The organism is Streptomyces rhizosphaerihabitans (assembly GCF_025399795.1).
In the GTDB taxonomy this organism is placed as follows: Bacteria; Actinomycetota; Actinomycetes; order Streptomycetales; family Streptomycetaceae; genus Streptomyces; species Streptomyces rhizosphaerihabitans.
Genome location: NZ_JAODTZ010000033.1, coordinates 84923 through 111552, shown reverse-complemented (window position 1 = coordinate 111552; position 26630 = coordinate 84923). Strand labels below are relative to the sequence as shown.

General features: G+C 72.6%; 11 protein-coding genes. 7 read left to right on the top strand and 4 right to left on the bottom strand.

Features of this window, described 5'->3' with window-relative positions; all coding sequences use genetic code 11:
- Positions 1 to 45: 45 nt before the first annotated feature.
- The 4 genes from N4G66_RS28695 to N4G66_RS28680 all read right to left on the bottom strand — a co-directional run bounded on the left by N4G66_RS28695 (position 46) and on the right by N4G66_RS28680 (position 5328).
- Positions 46 to 1266 (bottom strand): acetylornithine transaminase, encoded by a 1221-nt coding sequence (locus N4G66_RS28695; RefSeq protein ID WP_261707137.1) that lies wholly within the window; start codon positions 1264 to 1266, stop codon positions 46 to 48.
- Between the two features lie 76 nt (positions 1267 to 1342).
- Positions 1343 to 2494, bottom strand: coding sequence for a bifunctional glutamate N-acetyltransferase/amino-acid acetyltransferase ArgJ (gene argJ / locus N4G66_RS28690; RefSeq protein WP_261707136.1), 1152 nt, complete (start codon positions 2492 to 2494; stop codon positions 1343 to 1345).
- A gap of 148 nt (positions 2495 to 2642) precedes the next feature.
- On the bottom strand, positions 2643 to 3671 hold the full coding sequence (gene argC, locus N4G66_RS28685) for an N-acetyl-gamma-glutamyl-phosphate reductase (protein ID WP_261707135.1): 1029 nt from the start codon (positions 3669 to 3671) through the stop codon (positions 2643 to 2645).
- A gap of 484 nt (positions 3672 to 4155) precedes the next feature.
- A complete protein-coding gene (locus N4G66_RS28680) occupies positions 4156 to 5328 on the bottom strand; it encodes a serine hydrolase domain-containing protein (protein ID WP_261707134.1) in 1173 nt (390 codons plus the stop codon).
- A 1101-nt stretch (positions 5329 to 6429) separates the two neighbouring features.
- On the opposite strand from N4G66_RS28680, the gene N4G66_RS28675 reads away from it, so the two are divergent.
- The 7 genes from N4G66_RS28675 to N4G66_RS28645 all read left to right on the top strand — a co-directional run bounded on the left by N4G66_RS28675 (position 6430) and on the right by N4G66_RS28645 (position 26626).
- Positions 6430 to 6645 carry an MbtH family protein gene (locus N4G66_RS28675; protein ID WP_261707133.1) on the top strand — a complete coding sequence of 72 codons (216 nt, stop codon included), beginning with the start codon at positions 6430 to 6432 and terminating at the stop codon, positions 6643 to 6645.
- A 238-nt stretch (positions 6646 to 6883) separates the two neighbouring features.
- Complete coding sequence (locus N4G66_RS28670) at positions 6884 to 7597, top strand: LmbU family transcriptional regulator (protein WP_261707132.1); 714 nt, start codon at positions 6884 to 6886, stop codon at positions 7595 to 7597.
- A 133-nt stretch (positions 7598 to 7730) separates the two neighbouring features.
- The gene (locus N4G66_RS28665) at positions 7731 to 9317 is read left to right on the top strand and encodes an amino acid adenylation domain-containing protein (RefSeq protein WP_261707131.1); all 1587 of its coding nucleotides are present in this window, start codon (positions 7731 to 7733) and stop codon (positions 9315 to 9317) included.
- A gap of 42 nt (positions 9318 to 9359) precedes the next feature.
- The gene (locus N4G66_RS28660) at positions 9360 to 9590 is read left to right on the top strand and encodes an acyl carrier protein (protein ID WP_261707130.1); all 231 of its coding nucleotides are present in this window, start codon (positions 9360 to 9362) and stop codon (positions 9588 to 9590) included.
- 249 nt (positions 9591 to 9839) lie between these two features.
- Positions 9840 to 11027, top strand: a complete 1188-nt coding sequence (locus N4G66_RS28655; RefSeq protein WP_261707129.1) for an NAD(P)/FAD-dependent oxidoreductase — start codon at positions 9840 to 9842, stop codon at positions 11025 to 11027.
- 43 nt (positions 11028 to 11070) lie between these two features.
- A complete protein-coding gene (locus N4G66_RS28650) occupies positions 11071 to 18837 on the top strand; it encodes a non-ribosomal peptide synthetase (protein ID WP_261707128.1) in 7767 nt (2588 codons plus the stop codon).
- Positions 18838 to 18847: 10 nt separating this feature from the next.
- On the top strand, positions 18848 to 26626 hold the full coding sequence (locus N4G66_RS28645) for a non-ribosomal peptide synthetase (RefSeq protein WP_261707127.1): 7779 nt from the start codon (positions 18848 to 18850) through the stop codon (positions 26624 to 26626).
- Positions 26627 to 26630: the final 4 nt, after the last annotated feature.

Genomic DNA, 26630 nt, shown 5'->3' with positions numbered 1-26630 from the left:
TCGAGGTGTCCGCTCGGGGCGGTTGAACGGCTTTTGTGCGACGGGTCAGGCCGCCGTCAGTGTCTCGGCGAGGGTTTTGGACAAGGCCGCGCCGAAGCCGTCGAGGAAGGTGTCCACCTCGCGGTCCGACACGATCAGCGGCGGGGCGAGCCGGATGACGTCCGGGAGCACGGCGTTCACCAGGAGCCCCCGGTCCTGGGCCGCCTGCTGCACGCGCGCCGCGCGCGGTCCCTCCAGCGCGACGCCCAACAGCAGTCCGGCGCCGCGGACTTCGCGGACCAGCGGGTGGGCCAGGGCCTCCAGGCCGCGCCGCAGCCGCTGTCCGGCCCAGGTCACATGGTCGAGGATGCCCGCCCGCTCGATGGTGTCCACGACGGCCAGGGCGGCCGCGCACACCACGGGATTCCCGCCGAAGGTGGAGCCGTGGGTGCCGGGCGTGAGCAGGTCGGCGGCCGGGCCGAAGACGAGCGTCGCGCCGATGGGCAGACCGCCGCCCAAACCCTTGGCGAGGGTGACGACGTCCGCCTCGACTCCTTCGGCCTGCGCCGCGAACCAGTGGCCCGTGCGCCCGATGCCGGTCTGGATCTCGTCCAGGACGAGGAGGGTTCCGGTTGCCGCGGTGATCTCGCGGGCCGCCCGCAGGTAGCCGGGCGGCGGCACGATCACGCCGTTCTCGCCCTGCACGGGCTCGAGGATCAGCAGCGCGGTGCGCTCGGTGACGGCGACGCGCAGGGCCTTCGCGTCCCCGTACGGCACATGGCTGACCTCGCCCGGCAGCGGCAGGAAGGGGCGCTGTTTGGCGCGCTGGCCGGTGAGGGCCAGGGCCCCCATGGTGCGGCCGTGGAAGCCGCCGGTGGCCGACACCATGTGGGTGCGGCCGGTGAGCCGGCCGATCTTGAAGGCGGCCTCGTTGGCCTCGGCGCCGGAGTTGGAGAAGTAGACCCGGCCCCGGCGTCCGGTGAGCCGCAGCAGGCGCTCGGCCAGGCGCACGGCCGGTTCGGCGATGAACAGGTTCGAGACGTGTCCCAGGGAGGCGACCTGTTCGCCGACGGCCCGGACGACGGCGGGGTGTGCGTGGCCGAGCGCGTTGACCGCGATGCCGCCGAGGAAGTCGAGGTACTCGTTGCCCTCGGCGTCCCAGACCCGGGTGCCCCGGCCTTTGACCAGGGGCAGCCGGGGGGTGCCGAAGTTGTCCGTCATGACGTGCCGCCAGCGGCTGGTCAGCGCCGCGTTGCCCGCCTCGGTGGGGTCCGTGCCGTGGCTCATGCGGTGTCTCCCTCGGATGCGATGTCGTCGTGCGGCACGGCGGTCGTGCCGGCGCCTTCCCGGGCGTTCGTGGCGCTCATGAGGAGTACGCGCTGTTCTCGTGGACGTAGTCGGCGGTGAGGTCGTTGGTGAAGATGACGGCATCCTCCTTGCCCGCGGCGAGGTCCACGGTGATCGTGACGTCGCGGCCGCTCATGTCCACCAGCGTCCGGTCCTCGCCCACCGCTCCGTTCCGGCAGACCCACACGCCGTTGACGGCCACGTCGAGCCGGTCCGGCTCGAAGGCGGCCGCGGTGGTGCCGATCGCGGACAGCACCCGCCCCCAGTTGGGGTCCTCGCCGTGGACCGCGCACTTGAGGAGGTTGTTGCGGGCGATGGAGCGGCCCACCTCGACGGCGTCGTCCTCGCTCGCGGCGCCCACGACCTCGACCTTGATGTCCTTGCTGGCGCCCTCGGCGTCGCGGATCAACTGCTGACCGAGGTCGTCGCAGACCGCGCGGAGGGCCTCGGCGAACTCCGCGTACTTTGGGGCGACTTCACTGGCTCCGGAGGCGAGCAGCAGCACGGTGTCGTTGGTGGACATGCAGCCGTCGGAGTCGATCCGGTCGAAGGTGGTGCGGGTGGCCTCGCGCAGCGCCCGGTCCAGGGCAGCGCTGTCCACGTCCGCGTCCGTGGTGAGCACGACGAGCATGGTGGCGAGCCCGGGGGCGAGCATGCCGGCGCCCTTGGCCATGCCGCCGACGGTCCACCCGCCCCGGGTGACGGCAGCCGTCTTGGGCACCGTGTCGGTGGTCATGACGGCGCGGGCCGCGTCCTGCCCGCCGGACGCGGACAGCAGGGCGACGGCGCTCTCGACGCCGGCCAGCAGCCGGTCCATGGGCAGCGGCACGCCGATCAGCCCGGTGGAACAGACGGCCACGTCAAGGGAGTCGAGGCCGAGCAAGCAGGCGGCCCTCTCGGCGGTGGCCCGGGTGTCCTTGAGGCCCTGCGCCCCGGTACAGGCGTTGGCGCCACCGGAGTTGAGGACGACCGCGCGGATCTCGCCGTTCGCCAGGACCTGCCGGGACCACTGGACGGGCGCGGCCTGCACACGGTTGGAGGTGAAGACGCCCGCCGCCGTGCAGCGCGGCCCCTCGGTCACGACGAGCGCCAGGTCCCGGTTGCCGCTCTCCTTGATTCCCGCGGCGATACCCGCCGCCGTGAAGCCTCGTGCTGCGGTGACGCTCACTTGCATCTCCTTGTCTCTTTGTCTCCTTGTCCGCCCCGGCCGCGGTGCCGGCCGATGGCCCGGCCACCGGTGCGGGGCACCGGTGCGGCGGCCGTCGGCGGCCCGGCCGCATGGGCTCGCCCGGTCGGCGCCGGCCGGTGCCCCCGGCTCACGGGGCGACTCCGACGGCCGAGAGCCCCAGCTCCTCGGGCAGGCCGAGAGCGAGGTTCATGCTCTGCACGGCACCGCCCGCGGTGCCCTTGGTGAGGTTGTCGATGGCGCTGATCGCGATGATCCGGCCGACCGCCGCGTCGAGGACGACCTGGACCTGGGCGGCGTTCGAGCCGTACACGGCCGCGGTGCCGGGCCACTGCCCCTCGGGCAGCAGCCGTACGAACGGCTCGCCGGCCAGCGCCTTCTCGTACGCGGCCCGTACGTCGTGCGCGCCGACCCCGGGCCGCGCCGCGGCGGAGCAGGTGGCGAGGATGCCGCGCGGCATGGGGGCCAGGGTCGGGGTGAAGGAGACGGCGACCCGGCAGCCCGCCACGGAGCTGAGGTTCTGCACCATCTCCGGCGTGTGCCGGTGGCCGCCGCCCACCCCGTAGGGCCGCATGGACCCCATGACCTCGCTGCCGAGCAGGTCCGCCCTGGGCGCCCTCCCGGCGCCGGACGTGCCGGACGCCGCGACGACCACCGCCTCGGGTTCGGCCAGATCCGCCGCGTACGCGGGAAAGAGCGCCAGCGACACGGCGGTCGGGTAGCAGCCCGGCACCGCGATACGCCGGGCGCCCGCCAACACGGCGCGGGCTCCCGGCAGTTCGGGCAGGCCGTAGGGCCAGGTGCCCGCGTGCGGCGAGCCGTAGAACATCTGCCAGTCGGCCGGGTCCGCGAGACGGAAGTCCGCGCCGCAGTCGACGACGAGCGTCTCCTCGCCCAACTGCCGCGCGACGGCGGCGGACTGGCCGTGCGGCAGGGCGAGGAAGACGACATCGTGCCCGCGCAGGGCGTCCGCGGTGGTGGGCCGCACCTCCCGCCCGGCCAGCACCGCCAGATGCGGCTGCAGCGTGCCCAGCCGCTGTCCCGCGCTGGAATGCCCGGTCAGGACACCGATCTCCACTTCGGGGTGGGCCACGAGCAGGCGCAGCAGCTCACCGCCCGCATATCCGCTCGCTCCGGCCACGGCCGCTCGCACTGTCACGGATCCTCCTGGTCGACAGACATGTCCTTCTCACCGGATCCGGGCCCCGCCGCCGATCACCGGGTTCTTCCGAGGGTGCCTCGGCCTTCAGTCCGGGGTGGGGGTGCCTCCCGCTTGCGGGGGAGAATCGGACTCCTGCGGAGCAGGGCAGGAAACGGGATGTCGCCCGAAGGGCGGAACACCGTCTACCCGAGTGGGTAAAGCGCACGCCGTGCGGTGCGAGAACCAAGCGCGCACACCGTGCTGGTCGAGAGCCAGGACAGCACATGCACCTCCAAGCTCTGCTGTATCAAACCGGGCTGGTTTCAACCCGGCTGGTGTTGATCGCGGAAGACCTGCCGGGTTGCTGACCCGCAGGCGGCGTGAGCCAGGAATCCCCTGCTTCAGCTGGGGGAGGATTCGACTCGCCGCCGCCCCGGGTGCGACCGTGCAGCACGCCGTGGGCTCCCGCCCGGCGTCAGCGGGACGTCGGTCCGCCCCGGTGTCAGCGGGACGTCGGGGCGCAGAACTCGGCGTTCAGGATGGGGAGGATCCCCGACGCGTCCCAGTCGCCGTTGTAGTCGAAGGTGAGCTCGTGGCGGCCGTCCTCGGTGAAGGCGGCGAGCGCGAGCGAGCCCACCATGCCTCCGTCGTGGTACCAGAGGGTCGTGCCGCAGCCCATCGTGAGCCGCTCGATGCCCAGCCCGTAGGACGAGATCGGGAAATCGGGGTTGACGACGGTCGTCTTCATCTCCGCCAGCTGCTCGGCCGGCAGCAGCTTCCCGCCCATCAGGGCCTTGTAGAACCGGTTCAGATCGCCCGCGCTGGAGATGATGTCGCCGTCGCCCCAGCCCTGTGACCCGTTCAGCTCGGTGACGTCGTCGATCCGGTCCGGCTGCGAGGCGTAGAAGAGCTTGGAGTAGCCGCGGCTGCTCGGCCGGGGCAGGCCGGTGCCGGTGCCCGGGTTGGACGTCGCATCGAGCCCCAGCGGCTTGATGATGCGCTTGCGCACTTCCTTCTCGTACGACGTGCCGCCGACCTTCTCGACGATCAGCGCGGCCAGGATGTCGTTGGTGTGGGAGAACGAGTGCCGGGCACCGGGCTCGAACTGCGGCGCGTGGGAGAAGGCCACCTGCAGGCGCTGCCCGGGCGTCAGGGTGTCGTAGCGGTGCTGGAGGAAGCTGTCGCCCATGGTGTACGTCTCGTAGTACGTCACGTCGGCGAGGTAGTCGAACAGACCGCTGGTGTGGTTCAGGAGCTGCCGCACGGTGATCTTGCTGCCGTCGTTGCCGTTGCCCGTCACCACGCCGGGAAGCCAGTGCTCCACGGTGTCGTCGAGGCTGAGCTTGTTCTCCGCCTCCATCTGCAGCAGGACGGTCGCCACGAAGGTGTTGGTGATGCTGCCGGTACGGAACCGGTCGTTCTTGCCGCGCGGCGCCCCCGTCTCCCGGTCGCCCACGCCCGATGCGGACTTCCAGACTCCGCCCGCGTCCCGTGCCTCGGCGGTGACGCCGGGGACACCGGCCGCGACGGCCGCGTCGATCGCGTCCTGCGTGGCCTGGTGACCGGTGGCCGTGTCCGCCGAGGCCCGGGCGGGACCGGTGAGGACGGTGGCCGTGAGCGCCACCGCCGCCAGAGCGACCACGCCGGCCCTTGGTCTGCTGTTCCGTGTCGTCATCGTCGTTCCCCGTTCCGTGGAGTCGTCCGCATGTGGCTGATGCCGTACTTGTGCGGTTCGTCGGCGGCAGAGTAGGTCACCCGCCTCGCGTGTCGATAGCGCGTGCAGCCGGACCGCGGCCGACGCGCACAGGAACAGCCGGGCAGCCGGCCCACGGCCCGTGGCGGAACGCCAAGCCGCCTACACTGCGCCCGAGTTGCCTCCAAACGCGGCGGTTCGGCCGGGCCGCCCGAGGCGAACGGCTCTCTTTCGCACGCGCGTTGCCGGTGCGCCGGAGCCGCTCGTCACGTGCGTGCGGGCGGCTCCCGGGGCACCCCGGGGGGCGCATCCGGGCCGCCCGTCACCCGCGGCCCGTCATCCGCCGCCCGGCACCCCGCTGTCCGGCACTCATTGCCCGCGGGCCCGCGGGCCCGCGGGCCGTCACCCGCCGTCCGGCACCCGTTGTGCGCTGCCCGCTGTCCGGCGCCCCGCTGTCCGGTACTCGCGGCCCGCGGCCTGTCACTCGCCGTCCGGCGCTCCGCTGTCCGGCACCCGTTGTGCGCTGCCGCTGCCCGCCGCTCGCCGTCCGCTGCCCGGCTTCCGGCACCCCGTTGCCCGCCGTTTGGCACCCGCTGCCCAGCACCCGCCGTGCGTTGCCGCCGTCAACTCGGCTCGGCGGAGTGGTGGTTGGCCATGCCGTGCCGCGTCGAGGGCCGTGGCCGCGTCCCGTTTCGATCTGCCGCAGCAGAGCGGCCCGGCCGTACAGCGGTGCCGGCCGGCACAGGCACCGGGCCGGCAGGGATGCGGCCGGCCCGGCCCGGCGGGCGCGGCATCGTGGCACAGGAAACCGGTGGGGTACAGAGGATCCCGGTGGGGCGGGGTGCGGGCGGCCGGCCGGGCGGCCGGCGGGCCTGCCGCCCTTGTAGCGCCGGTGGCCGCATCCCTACGGTGACGTGGCATCGCCGAGGCCGTCACCGGTGCCGGGTGTCCCGTCGACCGGACAGCCGGGTGTCCCGTCGACCGGACGGACGCCGGCCGGCGGACCCGTGCCCGGTGCTCTCTCGTGCCCGGCCTGGCGATTTCCCATTTCGAGTCACCCATGACGGACAAGGACGGTGCCAGTTGAGCACGAACCCTTTCGATGACGCGGACGGCCGCTTCCATGTTGTGGTCAACGACGAGGAGCAGCACTCCCTGTGGCCGGTGTTTGCCGAGGTGCCCGCGGGCTGGCGCGTGGTCTTCGGCGAGGCGGCCAGGGCCGAGTGCCTGGAGTACGTCGAGCAGAACTGGACCGACCTGCGGCCCAAGAGCCTGCAGGAGGCGATGGCGGCGGACTGAGCGCCGGCGCCTCCCGAGGACTGAGCGCCGGCGCCTCCCGCGGACCTGACCGGGACGAGGCCGTCCGCTCCGGTGAACGCGAGAGCCCCGGTGCGGGCGCCACGGACCGCGGGGTGCGGCGCCCGGCGTGCGGCGTCGGGGGAGGGACGGCGATCGCCGCCCGGGGTGCCCGGCCCGGTGATCGGTCCACGCCCAGGAAGACACTCTGAGTTGGGAGTTGAAGGTTGTGACGGGGGCTGTGAGGACGGCGAGCAGGTACAAGGCGGGGCCGGCCGAGGACGGCGGTGAGCGGGCGCAGCGCGATGTGCTGCTGTCCTTCGTGGGGACACAGGCCACGGTGCAGAAGTCGGGGATGATCTTCCCGCAGAACCTGCCGGAGCGGTCCTGGGAGCAGATCGGGAGCAACCTGCGCGAGCTCGTGAACTCCTCGGCGTGGTGGCTCGCCGACTGGCTGCTCTACGGGGAGGCCACCTACGGGTGGCGGCGCTACAAGGAGGCGATCGAGCGCACCGGGCTCGACTACCAGACCTTGCGCAACTACGCGTGGGTGGCCCGGCGGTTCGAGCGCCACCGCAGGCGCGACAGCCTCAGCTTCGCCCACCACGCCGAGGTGACCCGACTGTCGCCGCCCGAGCAGGACTACTGGCTGCGCAAGGCCGAACAGCAGAAGTGGTCGCGCAACGAGCTGCGCCGGGCGCTGCGCGCGGGCCTGGCCGTGCAGAGCACCCCGGCCGAATCCCCCTCCGGCGACGACGACCTGCCCGAGGCGCCCCGGCCGACCCGGAACGCGGCCGGCGGGACGGGCCGGCAGAAGGTCACCACGCTCACCATCGAGCTGTCCGCCGGCCAGCTGGAGCACTACTCGAAAGCCGCGGCCGCGCGCGGGCTGCCCCTGGACCAGTGGGTGACCCAGATGATCGAAACCGCCGACCGGCGGACCGCCGACCGGTGAACCGGCGACCGGCCGGCCGCCTGGTGGCCGACCGCCTGGCGGCGGATCTCCCGGACGTGCCGGCAGCCTCCCGCCTCCCCGTGGTGCGCCGGCGGCCCGTCCGACCGGAACCCCTTCACATCGGAGTCAGTTGATGATCCTTCAGGGAAAGCGGGTGGCCCTGCCCTCGGTGCCCGTCGTCCACCACCGGTTCGAGGCGAACGTCCGGGCCACCCCCGACGCCGTCGCCGTCGTCCGGGCCGGTGAGCAGGTGACGTACGCGGAGCTGGACGTGCGGGCGAACCGGTTCGCGCACTTCCTCGCCGCGCGCGGATGCGGCCGGGGCGCGAAGGTCGGCGTCTGTCTCGACTACTCGACCGACATGCTCGTCGCCATCCTCGGCACGCTGAAGGCGGGCGCCGCCTACGTCCCCTTCGACCCGGCCTACCCGGCGGCCAGGCTCCAGCTGCTGCTGGGCCAGGTCCCCGGCCTCGCCCTGATCGTGGCGTCCCCGGCGACGGCCCAGATGGTCGCCTCGGCGGCCGTCGACGTCATCGACCTCGAACAGCTCTCCGGCCACCTGGCGGGCCTTGCGGCGAGCGCCCCCGACGTCCCCGTCACCGGGGACGACATCTGCTACGCCGTCTTCACGTCCGGCTCGACCGGTACGCCGAAACTGACCGCGGTGCGCCACGAGGGCTGGTTCAACCTGATGAACTGGCTCGAGCTCGAGTACGGCCTGCACCGCGGGTCCCACAACCTGGTCGTCAGCGCGTTCGGGTTCGACCTCTCCCAGCGCGCCCTGATGACACCGCTGTTCTGCGGCGCCACCCAGTACCTGATGGCGAGCCGCAACTTCGACGCCATGATGGCCTACCGCATCCTGAGCGAGCACGAGATACGCGTGGTGCACTGCGCCTCCAGCACCCTGTACGTGCTGGTGGACTGGGAGAGGGCGCGCGGCGGTGACGCGCTCACCCGGCTCGACTACGTGCTCTTCGGCGGGGAGCCGCTGAAGATCGAGCGGATCGCGGACTGGGCGCGGCGCGAGGGCAACACGTGCACCCTCCTGCACCAGTACGGTGTCGCCGAGTGCACGGATGTCGCGACGTCGTACGACCTGGCCGGGCACCGGCCCGGCGAACAGGACATCGTGTCGGTCGGCAGGCCGGCCTACAACACCGACATCCACCTCCTCGACGAGCAGCTGCGCGGGGTCGGGGCGGGGGAGTACGGCGAGATCTGCATCGCCGGGGCCGGCGTCGGCGCGGGCTACCTGGGCGCCGCGGGCCCAGAGAACGAGAAGTTCACGACGGTCGCGGTCGACGGCGCGCCGCGCAGGCTGTACCGCACGGGTGATCGCGGCTGTGTGACCGAGGCCGGTGAACTCGTCGTCGCCGGACGGATGGACGCGCAGGTCAAGGTGCGCGGGATGCGCATCGATCCCACCGACATCGAGCGCGCGCTCGGCAGGCTGGCCGGGGTCCGGGAGGCCGCCGTGGCGGTCGTGTACGGCGATGGGGGCGAGGCCGAGCTGGCCGCGTTCATCGTCCCCTCCAGAGACGAGCTCACCGAGGACGACGTGCGCACCCGTCTGCTGAAGACGCTGCCGCGGAACATGGTCCCGGCCCGGTTCGTGAACGTCCTGCGGCTCCCGCTGAGCCCGCACGGGAAGGTCGACCGGGCGGCGCTGGTCGACGCGCTCAAGAAGCAGTACGCCGGCAGCGGCACGGCGGCCTAGCCGACGGACCGTGATGACACAACGGAGAGGACAGCGACAGCGATGACCGCCGACAGCGTGCACGCCATCTGGTGCCGGGAACTGAAGCGCGACGACATAGCGGTGGACGACGATTTCTTCGCCCTGGGCGGCCAGTCCGTGATCATGGTCGGGATTCAGGGCGCCTTCATGGAGGAGCTGGGTGTCGAGGTCCCGATGGACCAGATGTTCCTCCACCCGACGGTGGCGTCGATCTCCGCGTACATCGAATCCCTGGGTGCGGTGACCTTGTAGCGCCGGGCCGGGCGGCGGCCGTGCCGCCTCCCGCCCGCGCGAGGCGGCACGGCACGCACCGGCCCGTTTTCGTCCCGCCGGCCCTGTTGCTGCCGACAGGCCGGACGCAGGCAGCGCCACCTTCGTTCCCGGCAGTGACGGCGGCAGTGACTGTGCTGTCCGCCGCCGTCGACGGCGCGCTCCATCACGAGGCTTTTCCCGCTGCGGACGCATTGCGTCAAAAAAACCACCTGGTAAGAGAGGCGTGCCATGTACGACGTGATTGTGATCGGTGCCCGTTGTGCGGGGTCGCCGACGGCCATGCTTTTCGCGCGGCAGGGCTACCGTGTCCTGCTTCTGGAGAAGGCGCGGTTCCCGCAGGACACGCTGTCCTCGCACTACATCCACATGCAGGGCATGGCACTGCTCAACCGGTGGGGGCTGCTCGACAAGCTCCGCGACGCGGGCTGCAGGCCGATCACCCGCCAGAGCTACCAGAGCTCCGAGGTCCGCATCGACGGCTTCTCCCAGCCGCTCGACGGCCTGCGGTACACGTACGCGCCCAGGCGGTACGTGCTCGACCCGATCCTCGCGGACGGCGCGGTGGCGGCCGGTGTGGAGCTGCGGGAGTCCTGCGCGGTCAAGGACCTGGTGTTCGAGGGCGACCGGGTCGTCGGGGTGCGCTACACGACGCCCGGCGGCACCGAGGCGACGGACCGGGCGCGCCTGGTCGTCGGCGCGGACGGCATGCGCTCACTGGTGGCCCGCAAGGCCGGCGCCCAGAACGTCATCGAGCACCCGCGGGTGACCTGCACCTACTACAGCTACTGGGCCGGGGTTCCCTCGCACTTCGAGCTGTACGAGCGCCCCGGGCGCTGGATCGGCGTCATCCCCACCAACGACGACCTCACGCTGCTCATGACCTACTTCCCGCAGGACGAGTACAACGACGTCCGCAAGGGAGTGGAGCCCTTCTACCTCGACAGCTTCCGCACGACGGCGCCCGAGCTGTACGAGCGGATGTCGGCGGGCGAGCGCGTGGAGCAGCTGTACGGCACGGGCCACCAGGAGAACTACTTCCGCAAGGCCTATGGCCCCGGGTGGGTGCTGGTCGGCGACGCGGTGAACCACAAGGACTCCATCACCGCCCGCGGCATCACCGAAGCCTTCGTCCAGGCCCAGTCGCTCACCGGCCACATCGGGGACCGGCTGCACGACGACACCGCGCTCGGTGCGGCGCTGCGGCGCTACGAGAACGACCTGAGCGGCGAAGCCCTCAGCCACTACCAGGGCGCGCTCAACGTGGCCGAGCTCAAGCCTCAAGGACGGGTCGAGATGCTGCAGAAACTGGTCGGCCACCAGGAGCACATCGACCGGTACTTCTCGACGCTGTCGGGGGCCTGCTCCATCGACGACTTCTACAACGACGAACTGCTGACCCTGCTCGACCTGAGCTGAGTGACCACGTGCTCCCTCATGGTGCTGCCGATTTGGAGAAACAATGATCCCGTTGTCGTTCGCGCAGCGTCGGCTGTGGTTCGTGGACCGCTTCGAAGGCCCTTCGCCGACCTACAACGGCGCCTTCGCCCTGCGGCTGAGCGGTGAACTGGACGTGGGGGCGCTGCAGGAGGCGCTCCGCGACGTCATCGACCGGCACGAGGTGCTGCGCACGGTGATCGCCGAGGACGACGACGGCGTTCCGCACCAGCAGGTGCTGGCACCCGGCCACCAGCCGTTCCACCTGCCGGTCGCCGAGGCGGCGGGGGAGCAGGAGCGGGCCGCGGCGGTCGAGGAGGTGGCCACCGCGACCTTCGACCTGGCCGCCGACGCGCCGATCCGCGCCCTGCTGGTGCGCTGCGGTGCCCGCGAGCACACCCTGGTCGTGGTGGCGCACCACATCGCCGTGGACGGGGAGTCCTTCGGGCCGCTGTTCCACGACCTCACCACCGCCTACGCGGCCCGCCGGCAGGGCGGCGCCCCGGCGTGGGAGCCGCTGCCCGTGCAGTACGCGGACTACACGCTGTGGCAGCGGGACCTGCTCGGCGACGAGGGCGACCCGGACAGCCTGGCGGCCGGTCAGCTGACGTACTGGCGCGAGGCCCTGGCCGATCTGCCGCAGCCGCTGGCCCTGCCGACGGACCGCCCGCGCCCCCGCGTGATGAGCCCCGACGGCGACCGGGTCCCGTTCACGATCGGCCCCGACCTGCTCGCAGCCGTGGAGAACCTCGCCGCGGAGCAGGACACCACGGTCTCGATGGTCATGCACGCGGCGCTGGCGGTGCTCCTGCACCACCTGGGCTGCGGTGACGACGTGAGCATCGGCGCGCCGATCACCGACCGCACCGACGAGGAACTGCGCGACCTCGTCGGGTTCTTCGTCAACACCTGGGTGCTGCGCGTCGACCTCTCCGGCACCCCGACGTTCAGCCGGCTCCTGCAGCGGGTGCGCGAGCGGTCCCTGGCCGCCTACGACCACCAGGACATGCCCTTCGAGCGGCTGGTGGAACTGCTCAACCCGGACCGCTCCACCGCCTACAACCCGTACTTCCAGGTCATGCTCTCCTGGCAGCCGCCCGTACCGGATCTGCAGCTGCCCGGCCTCGGCGTCCGCACCGAGCGCCTCGAGACACAGACAGCCAAGTTCGACCTGTTCTTCGACCTGCTCCCCAGCAGCTCGGGCGGCGCGCACTGCCGTCTGGAGTACGCCACCAGCCTCTTCGACCGGACGACCGCCGAGCGCATCGCGCAGCGCTTCGTGCGGGTACTGGAGAAGCTCACCGCCGACCCGGAGCGCCCCGTCGCCACCCTCGACGTCCTCGACGCCACCGAGCGGGACCTGCTGCTCACCCGCGTCGACGACAGCACCGCAGCGGTGTCCGGGACGACGGTCCCGGAGCTGTTCGAGCGCCAGGCGGCCAGAACACCCGACGCCCCGGCCATCGTGTGCGACGGGCGGACGCTGACCTACCGGGAGCTGGAGGAGCGGGCGAACAGCGTCGCGTGGGAACTCATCCGGCGCGGCGCCGGGCCGGAGCACCTGGTGCTCCTCGCGCTCGCGCGCACCGAGGACCTGGTGGCCGGCCTGCTCGGGATCCTCAAGTCCGGTGCCGGGTATGTGCCGTTGGACCCGCAGTACCTCAGCGGGCGGGCGCAGAGCGTGCTGTCCCAGGCGGCTCCGCGTTTCGCGGTCACCGACACCACGACGTGGCAGAACCTGCCGGACAACGACATCGAGTGCGTCCGCCTCGACCGCCGCACGCAATGGGGCACGCCCGCGGGGGCACCGCACGACACGGACCGGATCGCGCCGCTGGGCCCGGACAACCTCGCGTACGTGATGTACACCTCCGGCTCCACGGGCGAGCCGAAGGGCGCCGCGATCACCCACCGGGGCGTCGTGGACGGCGTACGGGAACTGGTGCGCGTCCTGGACGTGCCGCCCGGCTGGCGGATGCTGGCCGCCACCTCGGTCAACTTCGACGTCTCGGTCTTCGAGCTGCTGACCGCCCTGACCACCGGCGGCACGGCCGAGGTGGTGGCGAACGCGCTGGCGCTCGGCGAACGCGACAGCTGGGACGGCCACGTGATCAGCGGGGTCCCCTCGGTCCTGGGGGAACTGGTCGGCCACCTGCACAAGGCGCCCCACGTGCGCACCGTCGTCTTCGCGGGCGACGTGCTCCCGGGCCGGCTGGTGAAGCAGGTCCGCGAGACCCTGCCCGGCGTGCGGATCGTCAACTCCTACGGGCAGAGCGAGAGTTTCTACGCCACCACGTTCTGCCTGGCGGCCTCCGAGGAGTGGGTGGACAGCGACGTCGCGCCCATCGGCACCCCGCTGGGCAACATGCGCGCCTACGTGCTGGGCCCGGGACTCGCCCCGGTCCCGCAGGGCGTGATCGGCGAGCTGTACGTGGTCGGGACCTGCCTGGGCCGCGGCTACCACGGCCGCCCGGGCCTGACCGCCGAACGCTACGTGGCCAGCCCGTTCGGCCCCGCCGGCGAGCGGATGTACCGCACCGGCGACCTGGCCCGCTGGAACGCGCGCGGGCAGCTGGAATGCGTCGGCCGCGGCGACGGCCAGGTCAAGGTGCGCGGCTTCCGCATCGAGACGGCCGAGGTCGAGGCGGCGATCACCCAGCACCCCGGGATCAGCGAGGCGGTGGTGATCAGCCGGGAGGTCCCCGCGGGCGGCCGGCGGCTCGTCGCGTACGTGGTGCACACCGGCGAAGGAGGCGTCGGCGACGACGGCGCCGGCGGGATCGGCGACGTGGACGTGCTGGCCGGAGCCTCGGCCGCCGAACTGCGCAGGTTCGTCGCCACCCGGCTGCCCGACTACATGGTGCCCTCCGCCTTCGTGGCGCTGGGCCGGCTGCCGCTCGGCCCGACCGGCAAACTGGACCGCTCGGCGCTGCCCGAACCGGAGTTCGGCGGCGAGGTCTACCGGGAGCCGCGCACCGAGGCCGAGACGATCATCACGGCGGCGTACGCGGACGTCCTCGGGGTGGACCGGGTCGGCATCGACGACGACTTCTTCGCGGCCGGCGGCGACAGCCTGCGCTCCATCCAGGTGGTGGCCCGGGCCCGGGCCCGGGGACTTGAGCTCTCCACCCGGGAGATCTTCGAGTGCCGCACGGCGGCCCGCCTCGCCGAGGCGGCGTCCGCCCGCCGGGGCCGGGTGCCCGTACTCGAGGAGGACGATGGCGGCGGCATCGGCCCGATGCCGCTGCCGCCGGTGGCCCGGCAGGTCTTCGAGCACGGCGGCGGAACGGACCGGTTCGCCATGTCGATGGTCCTCGAACTGCCCGACAACATCGACGCGGACGGCCTCGCCGCCACGCTCGACGCCGTCCTGGACCGGCACGACCTGCTGCGCGCCCAGCTCGTGCACGGCGAGGAGCCGCTGCTCCTCGCCCGCGCGGCGGGCACCGTGCGGGCGGCGGACCTGATCCGCCGGGTCGACTGCGACGGCCACTGGGAGAAACCGTCCACGCTGGCGGCGGCGAGGACGGAACTGGACGACGCGGTCGGCCGGCTCGACCCGCACGCCGGGACCATGGCGGACTTCGTCTGGTTCGCCCCGCCATCGGGTGCGGGCAGACTGCTCGTGGTGCTGCACCACCTGGTGGTGGACGGCGTCTCCTGGCGCATCCTCATGTCGGACCTCGCCGAGGCCTGGCAGCAGGTCCGCTCCGGCCGCGCCCCCGAGCTGCCCGCGGTCGGCACCTCGGCCCGCCGCTGGGCGGCGGCGCTCGCCGACGAGGCACTCTCCGAGCAGCGCGAAGCGGAACTGGCCTACTGGCGGGACCTGCTCGAGGCGAGTGACCCCCCGCTGGGCACCCGGGCCTTCGACCCGAAGGCGGACGTGTGGTCCACCGTCGACACCGTGCGGGTGCAGCTGCCCGCCGACGTCACCGACGCGGTACTGACCAGGCTCCCCGCCGCGTTCAGGGGCACCGGCACCGACGTCCTGCTCGCCGCCCTCGCCCTGGCGGTCGACCACTGGCGCGGCGCCGACGGCTCGATACTGGTCCGCCTGGAGGGCCACGGCCGCGAGGAGGACATCGCCCCCGGCGCCGACCTGTCCCGCACCATCGGATGGTTCACCAGCATGTACCCGGCCCGCATCGATGTGCGCGGCCTGGACGTGGCCGACGTGCTGGCCGGCGGCGACGCCGCCGGGACGGCGGTCAAACGGGTCAAGGAACAGCTGCGCCGGATCCCGGACAAGGGCATCGGCTACGCACTGCTGCGCTACCTGAACCCGGACAGTGCCGAGCAGCTCGCCCAGTACCCGGCGCCGCAGATCGGGTTCAACTACCTCGGCCGGATCACCGGCGCGGATGTGCCCGAGCACCTGCGCGCCCACGGGTGGGGACCGGCGTCCTGGTCCGCCGAACTGCTCGCGGTACCCGACCCGGACCTGCCCGCCCTGTCCGCGCTGGAGGTCAACTCGGTCGCCACCGACACCCCCGACGGCACCCGGCTGCAGGCCGCCTTCATGTTCCCCACCGGCGTGCTGTCCCGCGAACGGGCAAGCGAACTGGCCCAGTTGTGGGTCGAGGTGCTGCACGGCATGGCCGCGTACGCCGCCCGCCCGCACACCGGCGGGCTCACCCCCTCCGACGCCCCGCTGGTCACGGTGCGCCAGGGCGACATCGAGGCCTGGGAGAAGAGCTACGGCCCGCTGGCCCAGGTGTGGCCGCAGGCCCCGGGACAGTCCGGCATCCAGTTCCAGGCAGCCCTCGCCGACGGCGCCTTCGACGTCTACCACATGCAGTTCGTCCTGCACCTGTCCGGACCCGTGGACCCGGCCCGCATCCGCGCGGCCGGGCAGCAACTCCTCGAGCGGTACCCGAACCTGCGCTCCGCGTTCCTCACCACCGCCGACGGCGACCCGGTGCAGGTCGTGGCGCAGCACGTCACCCTGCCCTGGCGGCACACCGATCTGAGCGGCCGCAGCGAGGCCGAGCAGGACGCGGCCCTGGACGCCGCCCTCGCCGAGGACCGGGCCGACCAACTCGACCCCACCCGGCCGCCGCTCATCCGCCTGGCCCTGCTCACCTGCGGGCCGCAGAAGGCCAAGCTCGTCATCACCGCGCACCACACCCTCTTCGACGGCTGGTCCTCGCCGCTGGTCATCACGGACCTGATCCGGCTGTACGCGGGCACCGGCGAACTCGCCCCGGTCCGCTCCTACGGCGACTACCTGGCCTGGCTGTCCCGCCAGGACCGCCAGGCCTCCGCCGCCCGGTGGAAGAGCGAACTCGACGGATTCGACCAGCCGACCCTCGTGGCCGCGGACCTGGCCCCCACCGGGGAGGCATCCTCACTGGGCCGGGTCGAGGTACCGCTGTCGATCGACAAGGGCCGCGAACTCGCCCGGCGCGCAGCCGAACTCGGGGTCACCCTCAACACGCTCCTGCAGGGCGCCTGGGCGATCCTGCTGTCGAAACTGACCGGGCAGCAGGACGTCGTGTTCGGCGCCGCCGTCAACGGCCGCCCGGCGGACCTGACCGGCTCGGACGAAATGGTCGGCCTGTTCATCAACACCCTGCCGACCAGGGCACTGTGCCGGCCCGGCCACAGCGTGGGCGACGTCATCACCGACCTGCAGAACCGGCAGATCACCCTCCTGGACCACCACTACTACGGCCTGGCCGACATCCAGCGCGGCGCCCAGCTGCCCGCCCTGTTCGACACCATCGTCGTGTTCGAGAACTACCCCATCGACCGCGAGGGCATCGTCGACGCGAACACCGCGGCGGGCCTGACCATCGACGCCATCCGCCCGTACGCCGGCTCGCACTACCCCCTCACCCTCAACTCCTCCGACCCCTACCTGCGGCTCTCCCTCGACTACCAGACCAGCCTCTTCGACCACGGCGCGGCCGAGACGATCGCCGCCCGCCTCGTCCGCGTCCTCGACCAGGTGCTCCATGACCCGTCGGCACCGGTGGCCGCGATCGAGGTGCTGGGCGAGGACGAACACGACCGGCTGGTGCGCCGGATCAACGACACCGCGCATCCGCTGCCCGCGACCACCCTGCCGGACGCGTTCGAGGCCCAGGTGGAACGCGACCCCGAGCGCGTCGCGCTCATCGGCGAACACGAGACGCTCACCTACGAAGAGTTCAACCACCGCGCCAACCGCCTCGCCCACTGGCTCATCGAGCAGGGCGCGGGCCCCGAACACCTCGTCGCGGTGCGCATCCCCCGCTCCGTGGACCTCATGGTGGCGCTCTACGCGGTGGTCAAGGCCGGCGCCGCCTACCTGCCCATCGACACCGAACTGCCCCAGGACCGGGTGCGCCAGGTGCTGGAGAGCGCGAAGCCGCTGCTGGTCCTGGACAGCGCACTGCCCGACGTGTCCGCACACCCCGACACGAACCCGCGGCGCACCCTGTCCCCGGACAACGCCGCCTACGTCATCTACACCTCCGGCTCCACCGGCGGCCCCAAGGGCGTACCGGTCGCCCACCGGTCGATCATGAACCGGCTCGCGTGGGGCCTGGCGCACTTCGACGTCACGCCCCAGGACCGGGTGCTGCTCAGCACCACGGCGAGCTTCGACGTGTCGGTGCCGGAACTGTTCGCACCCCTGCAGGCCGGCGCCGCCGTCGTCATCGCCCGCCCCGACGGACGCCGCGACCCCGCCTATCTCGCCGAGCTGATGCGGCGCGAGCACGTGACCGGCGCGGACTTCGTGCCGTCCCTGCTGGAGGCGTTCGTCGCCGAACCCGCCGCCAAGGACTGCACCAGCCTGCGCTGGATCGAGGTCGCGGGCGAGGCCTTCCCCGCCACGCTCGCCAACCGGTTCACCGAACTGCTGCCCGGCTGCACCGCCAACAACCTCTACGGCCCCACCGAGGCGTCCGTGGAAGTCACCGCCTGGCAGCACCTACCGGGCGCCGACCGGGTGCCGATCGGCACACCGGTGTGGAACACCCAGGTCTACGTACTGGACACGGCGCTGCGCCCGGTCGCCCCCGGGGTCACCGGCGAGCTCTACCTCGCCGGCACCCAGCTGGCCCGCGGCTACCTCGGACAGAGCGCGCTGACCGCGAACCGGTTCGTCGCCTGCCCCTTCGGCGAGCCGGGAACCCGGATGTACCGCACCGGCGATGTCGTCAGGTGGAACACGGACGGCCAGGTCGAGTACATCGGCCGCTCCGACTTCCAGGTGAAGATCCGCGGGTTCCGCATCGAGCTCGGCGAGATCGAGCAGGCGCTGACCGCACACCCCGACGTCGACAGCGCGGTCGCCGTCGTACGCGAGGACCACGCCGACGACCAGCGCCTGGTCGCCTACGTCGTCCCCGGCGGCCACACGGATCCCGCCGCGCTGGACCTGACAGCCCTGACGGACCTGGCCCGCGAGCACCTGCCGCAGTACATGGTCCCCTCGGCGATCGTGCCGCTCGCCGCGTTCCCCACCACACCCAGCGGCAAGCTCGACCGCAACGCGCTGCCCGCACCGGAGCGCACCGGGGCCGAGACCGGACGAGGACCGCGCAACCACAACGAGGAAGTCCTGTGCCGGCTGTTCGCTGAGCTGCTCGGGGTGCAGGAGGTCGGCATCGACGTCGACTTCTTCGACAACGGCGGGCATTCGCTGCTGGCCACCCGGCTGGTCGGCCGCATACGCAACGAGCTCGACGTCGACGTCAAGGTCACGACGGTGTTCCGCAGCCCGACCGTCGCCGAACTGGCGGCCCGGATCGAGAAGTCGGCCAAGTCGAACCGCCTCCAGCTGCGACAGATGAACGTTTAGGAGAAGCACGATGATCCCGTTGTCCTTCGCCCAGCGCCGGCTGTGGTTCCTGCACCGTCTGCAGGGGCCGTCCGCGACCTACAACATCCCGTTCGTGCTGCGCCTGGACGGCCCGCTGGACACGACGGCCCTGGCCGCCGCGGTGAGTGACGTCGTCACCCGGCACGAGAGCCTGCGCACCCTGCTCGTCGAGAACGCGGACGGCACACCGCAGCAGCGGATCCTGCCCGCCCAGGACGCGCACCTCCCGTTCCGGGTCGTCGACACGGCCGCGGACGCGGTGGACGACGTGCTGCACGCGTTCGTGGGCGAGGGCTTCGAACTGGACAAGGAACTGCCCCTGCGGACCACCGTGTTCCGCGTCTCGGCGCAGCAGCACGTGCTCGCGTTCGTGTTCCACCACGTCGCCGCGGACGGCGCGTCGATGGCACCGTTCCTGCGGGACCTGCTGTCCGCCTACGCGGCCCGCCGGCAGAACACCGCGCCGCAGTGGACCCCGCTCGCGGTGCAGTACAAGGACTACACGGTGTGGCAACGGCAGATGCTGGGCGACGAGACGGACCCGGACAGCGTCGCCGCCGAGCAACTGGAGCACTGGCGACGCGAACTGGCCGGGGTGCCGCAGCCCGTGCAGCTGCCGCTGGACCGGCCCCGGCCCACCTCGGCCGGCCACCACGGCGGCCATGTCGACCTCGAAATGGAACCCGAACTGGTCGCCGGGATCGGGAAACTGGCCGCGGACCACGGCGCCACCGCGCCGATGGTCGCCCAGGCCGCACTCGCGGTCCTGCTGCACCACCTCGGCGCCGGCAACGACCTCACGATCGGCAGCCCGATCGAAGGCCGCCCCGACGAACAGCTCGAAGACCTGATCGGGTTCTTCGCCAACACCTGGGTGCTGCGCGTCGACCTTTCGCACAACCCGGCGTTCGGTGACCTGCTGGACCAGGTACGGGAGCGGGCCCTGGGCGCGTACGACAACCAGGACGTGCCCTTCGAGCACCTGGTGGAACTGCTCAACCCGGACCGCACCACCGCCTACCAGCCGCTGTTCCAGGTGATGCTCGCCTGGCAGTTCGCCTGGTCACCGATCGAGATACCGGGCCTGCAGGTCACCCCCCTCCCGCTGGGCACCGCCACCGCCAAGTTCGACCTGTTCTTCAACATCGTCCCGGACCCCTCCGGGCGCGCCTACGGGCGCCTGGAATACGCCACCGAACTCTTCGACCACACCACGGCCGAGAGCCTGGTCGAGCGCTATGTGCGGGTGCTGCGCCAGGTGGTCGCCGACCCCGCGACCCGCCTGGGCGGCGTGGACGTCCTCACCGGCGCCGAACGGGACCGGCTGGCCCAGCTGAACCGGACGACCGCACCCGTGCAGGCGGCGACCGTCCCCGAACTGGTCGCCGCCCAGACGGCACGGACACCGCAGGCGACCGCCGTCGTCTGCGGCCGGACCTCGCTGTCGTACGGGGAGCTGGAGGCCCGCGCGGGCCGGCTGGCCGCGGTGCTGCGCGAACGCGGGGTCGGGCCCGACGTGCTGGTGGCCGTGGCGCTGCCGCGCTCGGCGGACCTGGCGGTCGCCCTCCTCGCCGTCCTCAAGGCCGGCGGCGCCTACCTCCCGATCGACCCAGCCTTCCCGTCCGCCCGCATCGGCCTCCTGCTCCACGCCGCCGGCCCGGCGCTGGTGCTCACCGACCACGACACGGCGCACACCGTGGCCGACTGCCGGCCCCCCGTACTGCACCTCGACGACCTGGACCTCGACCTGGACCTGGACGGTCCCGTCGTCGACGCCTCACAGGCCGGCATCGGGCCGGACCACCTGGCCTACGTGATGTTCACGTCCGGATCGACCGGGACACCCAAGGGCGTCGCCATCACCCACGCCGGTGTCGTCAACGGCATACAGGACCTGCGCCGGCGCACCCACGTCGAGGCGGGCTCCCGGATGCTCGCGGCGACCTCGGTGAACTTCGACGTCTCCGTCTTCGAGATCTTCACCGCGCTGACCTGCGGAGCGAGCGTCGAGATCGTCCGCGACGTCCTCGAACTCGCCGAACGCGACACCTGGTCCGGCACCACCATCAGCGCCGTGCCCGCCGTGTTCTCCGCCCTGCTCGACCAGATCGCCACCGACGAGTCCACCGGCCTGCGCCTCGACGTGGAAACCGTCGTCTTCGCCGGCGAGGCGCTCTCCGCCGACCTGGTCCGCAAGGTGCACCAGATGCTGCCCGGCACCCGGGTCATCAACGCCTACGGACAGACCGAAAGCTTCTACGCCTCCACCTTCACGCTGCCGCAGCGGTGGACCGGGACCGGCGCGGTACCGGTCGGCAGGCCGCTGGCCAACATGCGCGCCCACGTTCTGGGACCGGAACTGACCCCGGTTGCGCAGGGCGTGATCGGTGAACTGTATGTGGCCGGCCTGGTCGCCCGCGGCTACCACGGCAACGGTGCCGCCACCGCGGAACGCTTCGTCGCCTGCCCCTTCGGCCCGCCCGGCACCCGGATGTACCGCACCGGCGACCTGGCCCAGTGGGACGCGGACGGCCGACTGAAGTACGCGGGACGGGCCGACGACCAGGTCAAGGTGAACGGCATCCGCGTCGAGCCGACCGAGATCGAGACCGTCCTCGCCCAGCACCCCGCGGTCAGCCGCGCCGTGGTCACGGTGCGCGAGGACCACACCGGCACCACACGGCTCGTCGGCTACGTCGCCCAGGCGGGCACCGCCGCCACCGGCGCCGACCTGGACATGAACGCCACCGTCTCGGTGGCGGATCTGCGGCGGTTCGCGGCCAGGCGGCTGCCCGACTACATGGTGCCCGCCCAGCTGATGGTGCTGGACCGGCTGCCGCTGACCGCGAACGGGAAGCTGGACCGGGCCGCGCTGCCCGAGCCGGAGTTCACCGGCGCCCGGTACCGGGCGCCGCGCAGCGGGGCGGAGCGGGTGCTGGCCGAGGTGTACGCCGATGTCCTGGGCGCCGGGCAGGTGGGCATCGACGACGACTTCTTCGCGAGCGGCGGGGACAGCATCCGCTCGATCCAGGTCGTGGCACGCGCCAAGTCGCGTGGTGTGGTGGTCAGTACGCGGGAAGTCTTCGAGCACCGCACGGTCGCCCGGCTCGCGGAGCTGGTCGAGGGCCGGGCCGGCGAGGAGCGCGTCGTGCTGGCCGAGCTGCCGGGGGGTGGCGTGGGCTGGGCCCCGCTGCCGCCGACCGCGGCACACGTCCTCGGGCTGGGCGGCGGCATCGGCCGGTTCTGCATGTCGGCGCTGCTGACCCTGCCCGAGGGCATCGAGCGTGCGGGACTGGCCGCGACCCTGCAGGCCGTCCTGGACCGGCACGACGTGCTGCGCTCCCACCTGGACCGGGCCGAGAAGGGCCTGCGCATGCGCGAGGCGGGCACCGTCGACGCCGGCGCGCTGCTGCGGGAGGTCCCCTACGACGCCGCCACCGTGCAGGCCGAGCTGGACGCGGCCGCGGACCGCCTGGACCCGGACGCGGGCGTGATGGCCCAGTTCGTGCGGTTCACCTCCGCCACCGACGCCGACCGGCTGCTGATCGTGCTGCACCACCTGGTCGTCGACGGGGTGTCCTGGCGGATCCTGCTGCCCGACCTGGTGGCCGCCTGGCAGCGGGTCGACAGCGGCCTCGAACCCCGGCCGGCACCCGCGGGCACCTCGCTGCGGCGCTGGACGCACGCGCTCGCCGAGCAGGCCTGCGCCGCCGAGCGCATCGCCGAACTGCCGCTCTGGCAGGACATCCTCGCCGGTGACGAACCGGTCCTGGGCGCACGCCCGCTGGACCCCGCACGCGATGTCACCTCCACCGTCGACACCGTCCGCGTCCAGCTGCCCGCCGATGTCACCGCCACCCTCCTCGACACCGTGCCCGCCGTCTTCGGCGCGGGCGTCGACGACGGCCTCCTCGCCGGCCTCGCCCTGGCCCTGGCCCGCTGGCGCCGCACCCGCGGTGTGCCCGCCACCTCGGCCCTCGTCCGGCTCGAGGGCCACGGCCGCGAGGACCACCTCGTGCCCGGCGCCGACCTGTCCGCCACCATCGGCTGGTTCACCGCCATGTACCCGGTCGGCCTGGACGTCGCCGGCATCGACCTGGCCGACGCGTTCGCCGGCGGCCCCGCCGCGGGCCGGGCCGTCAAAGCCGTCAAGGAACAGCTGCGGGCCGTCCCCGACCACGGCCTGGGCTACGGCCTGCTGCGCCACCTGAACGCGAAGACCGCGCCCGCGCTGGCCCGCCTGCGCCGCCCCCAGATCGGCTTCAACTACCTCGGCAAGGCCTCCGGTTCGGACATCCCCGAGGAGCTGCGGGGTCTTGGCTGGGCACCGGACACCACCCACCGGGACCTGATCGCCGCGCCGGACGCGGACATGCCGGTGCTCTCCGCTCTGGAGATCAACGCGGTGGCCACCGACACCGGCGACGGTGACGAGCTGACCGCCTACTTCGGCTTCCCCACCGGCGTCCTGTCCCGCGCCGAGGTGAGCGAACTGGCCGGGCTGTGGGTCCAGGCACTGACCGCGCTGGCCCGCCACGCCACCACCCCCGAGGCCGGCGGCCTGACCCCCAGCGACGCACCGCTGGTCACCGTGGGCCAGCGGGAGATCGACACCTGGGAGGCCCGCTTCGGCAAACTGGCCAAGGTGTGGCCGGCCACCCCGGCCCAGTCCGGGATCCTCTTCCAGGCGAAGCTGGCCGGGGCGGAGTTCGACCCGTACCACATCCAGCTGGTGTTCCATCTGTCCGGCAAGGTCGACCCGGAGCGGATGCGCCGGGCCGGGCAGGCACTCCTGGACCGCTATCCGGCCCTGCGCGCGGCGTTCGTCGACCGGGCCGACGGCGATCTCGTCCAGGTGATACCGGAAGCGGTGACCCTGCCCTGGCAGCACCTCGACCTGACCGGCGCCGACGAGAGCGAGCGCACCGAGACCTTCGAGCGGTTCCTCGAACAGGACCGCACCGCCTACTTCGACGCGGACACCCCACCGCTGATGCGGCTGGCCCTGGCCGTCCTCGACCCCGACCGGCCCGAACTCGTCCTGACCGCCCACCACGCGCTCTACGACGGCTGGTCCACCCCCGTGCTGATGCGGGACCTGCTGCTGCTCTACGCCTCCGATGGCGACCCGAGCGGTCTGCCCGCCACCCGCGACTACGGCGACTTCCTCACCTGGCTCACCCGGCAGGACCAGGACGAGGCGGCCCGGGCGTGGGCGGCCGAACTCGAAGGGATCGAGGAGCCGGCCCTGCTCGTCCCCGACTCCGCGAGCGCCGACGACGGCGGCCGCGACCAGGTCGACGTCGAGCTGGCGCCCGAGGAGGCACGCGAACTCGTCCGACGGGCCTCCGCGCTGGGCATCACCGTCAACACCCTGGTCCAGGGCGCCTGGGCGCTGCTGCTCGGCCAGCTCACCGGCCGCCAGGACGTGGTCTTCGGCGCGACCGTCTCCGGACGCCCGCCCGCGGTCGCGGACGTCGAGTCGATGGTCGGGATGTTCATCAACACCGTTCCCGTACGGGTCACCTACGCGCCCGGCGACACCGTCGGCGAGGTCCTGCGCACACTGCAGAGCCGCCAGGCCGCTCTGGCGGAGCACCACTACTACGGGCTCACGGAGATCCAGAAAGCGGCCGGCGTGCGGTCCCTGTTCGACACGCTGGTCGTCTTCGAGTCCTACCCGGTCGACCGGGAGGGCCTCGACGACGCCAGCGACGCCGCCGACGGGATCACCTTCACCGGCCTGCGCCCGTCCGCGGGCAACCACTACGCGCTGTGCCTGACGGCGGCGGCCGACTCGCACCTGCAGCTCGTCATCCAGTACGCGCCGGCCGTCTTCGACCGGGACACGGTGCAGACGTACGCGGCCCGCCTGGTGCGCTTCCTGCGGCAGCTGGCGGCCGACCCGGCGCTGAAGACCGCCCGGATCGACGCACTCGAGGAGGGCGAACGCGAGCGGATGCTGGCCCGGTTCGACGACGACGCCGCCCGGGCCCGCCAGGTCACGCTCACCGAGCTGGTCGAGGCGCAGGTGGCCAGGGTCCCGGACAAGGCCGCCGTGGCCGCCGCGGGCGAGTCGCTGACGTACGCCGAACTGGACGCCCGCGCCGAGGCGCTCGCGGCCGAACTGGCCCGGCACGGGGTGGGCCCGGAGACCGTGGTCGGCGTGGTCCTGCCGCGCACCGTGAACATGGTCGTGGCCCTGCTGGGCGTGCTCAAGGCGGGCGGCGCGTATCTGCCCGTCGACCCCGCCTACGCCGCCGCCCGACTCCCGCACGTCCTGCCCACCGCCCGGCCCCACCTGGTCCTGACCGACGCCGGCACCCGCGACCTCGTCCCCGCCACCGACATCCCCGTCCTCGTCCTCGACGGCATCGACCTCCAGGCCCCGCCCGCCCCGCGGGCCGGGGCGCGGCCGCAGGCCGGTCCGCACAGCCTCGCCTACGTCATCTACACCTCCGGCTCCACCGGCGTGCCCAAGGGCGTGGGCGTCACCCAGTCCACCGTCGTCAACGCCGTGGACACGATGGTCGCGCAGGCCGGGGCGGAGGCCGGACGGCGCATCCTCGTCGCCGCCTCCTTCGGCTTCGACGTCGCCACCTTCGAGACCTTCGCCGCCCTCACCAGGGGCGGCACCGCCGAGATCGTGCGCGACGTGCTGGAGCTGGCCGAACGCGACAGCTGGGACGTCGACGTCATCTGCTCGGTGCCCTCCGCCTTCGCCGAGCTCGTCGACCAGCTCGCCGACCGCATCGACCCCACGGCACTGAACATCTCCGGGGAGGTGCTGACCCCGGTCCTGGCCCAGCGGGTGCGCACCCGCTGGCCCAAGGCCCGCGTCATCAACAGCTACGGCCCCAGCGAGACGTTCTACGCCACCGGTTTCCTCCTCGACCCCGACGAGCCCTACACGGCGGGTGTGCCCATCGGGCGTCCCTTCCCCGGCGTGCAGGCCTACATCCTCGGCCCCGGCCTGGGCCTGCTGCCCGATGGCACCCCGGGCGAGCTGTACCTGGCGGGAGCCGGCCGCGGCTACCACCGCCAGGCGGCCCTGACCGCGGACCGGTTCGTCCCCGACCCCTACGGGCCCGCCGGCTCGCGGATGTACCGCACCGGCGACCTGGCCCGCTTCACCCCGGGCGGCGAACTGCAGCACCTGGGCCGCATCGACACCCAGGTCAAGATCCGCGGCTACCGGGTGGAACCCGCCGAGGTCGAGGCCGCCCTGATTACCCATCCGCGCATCGCCCAGGCCGCCGTCGTGACCCAGCAGCCCGGCGACACCACCCCCTACCTGGCCGCCTACCTCGTCCCCGTGGACGGCGCGAGCGTGCCGGACGCGGCCGAGATCCAGGAGCACCTGGCCGACCGGCTGCCCGAGTACATGGTGCCCGCCGCCTATGTGCCGCTGGAGCGGCTGCCGCTGTCGCCCAACGGCAAGCTCGACCTCAAGGCCCTGCCCGCACCCGACCTCACCTCCCACACCCCCTTCAGGGCGCCCACCACCCCGCGCGAGGAGGCGCTGGCCAGGCTGTTCGCCGAGGTGCTCGGCCTGGAGAGGGTCGGTCTCGACGACGGCTTCTTCGAGCTCGGCGGGCACTCCCTGCTCGCCACCCGGCTGATCACCCGGGCCCGCTCCGAGATCGGGATGGAGATACCCATCCGGAAGATCTTCGACCTGCCGACGGTCGCGGCGCTCGCCGCATGGTCGGAGGAATCGGCCGTACCCCTTCGCCCCGCTCTGCGCAGGATGATCCCAGAGGAGTAGAACC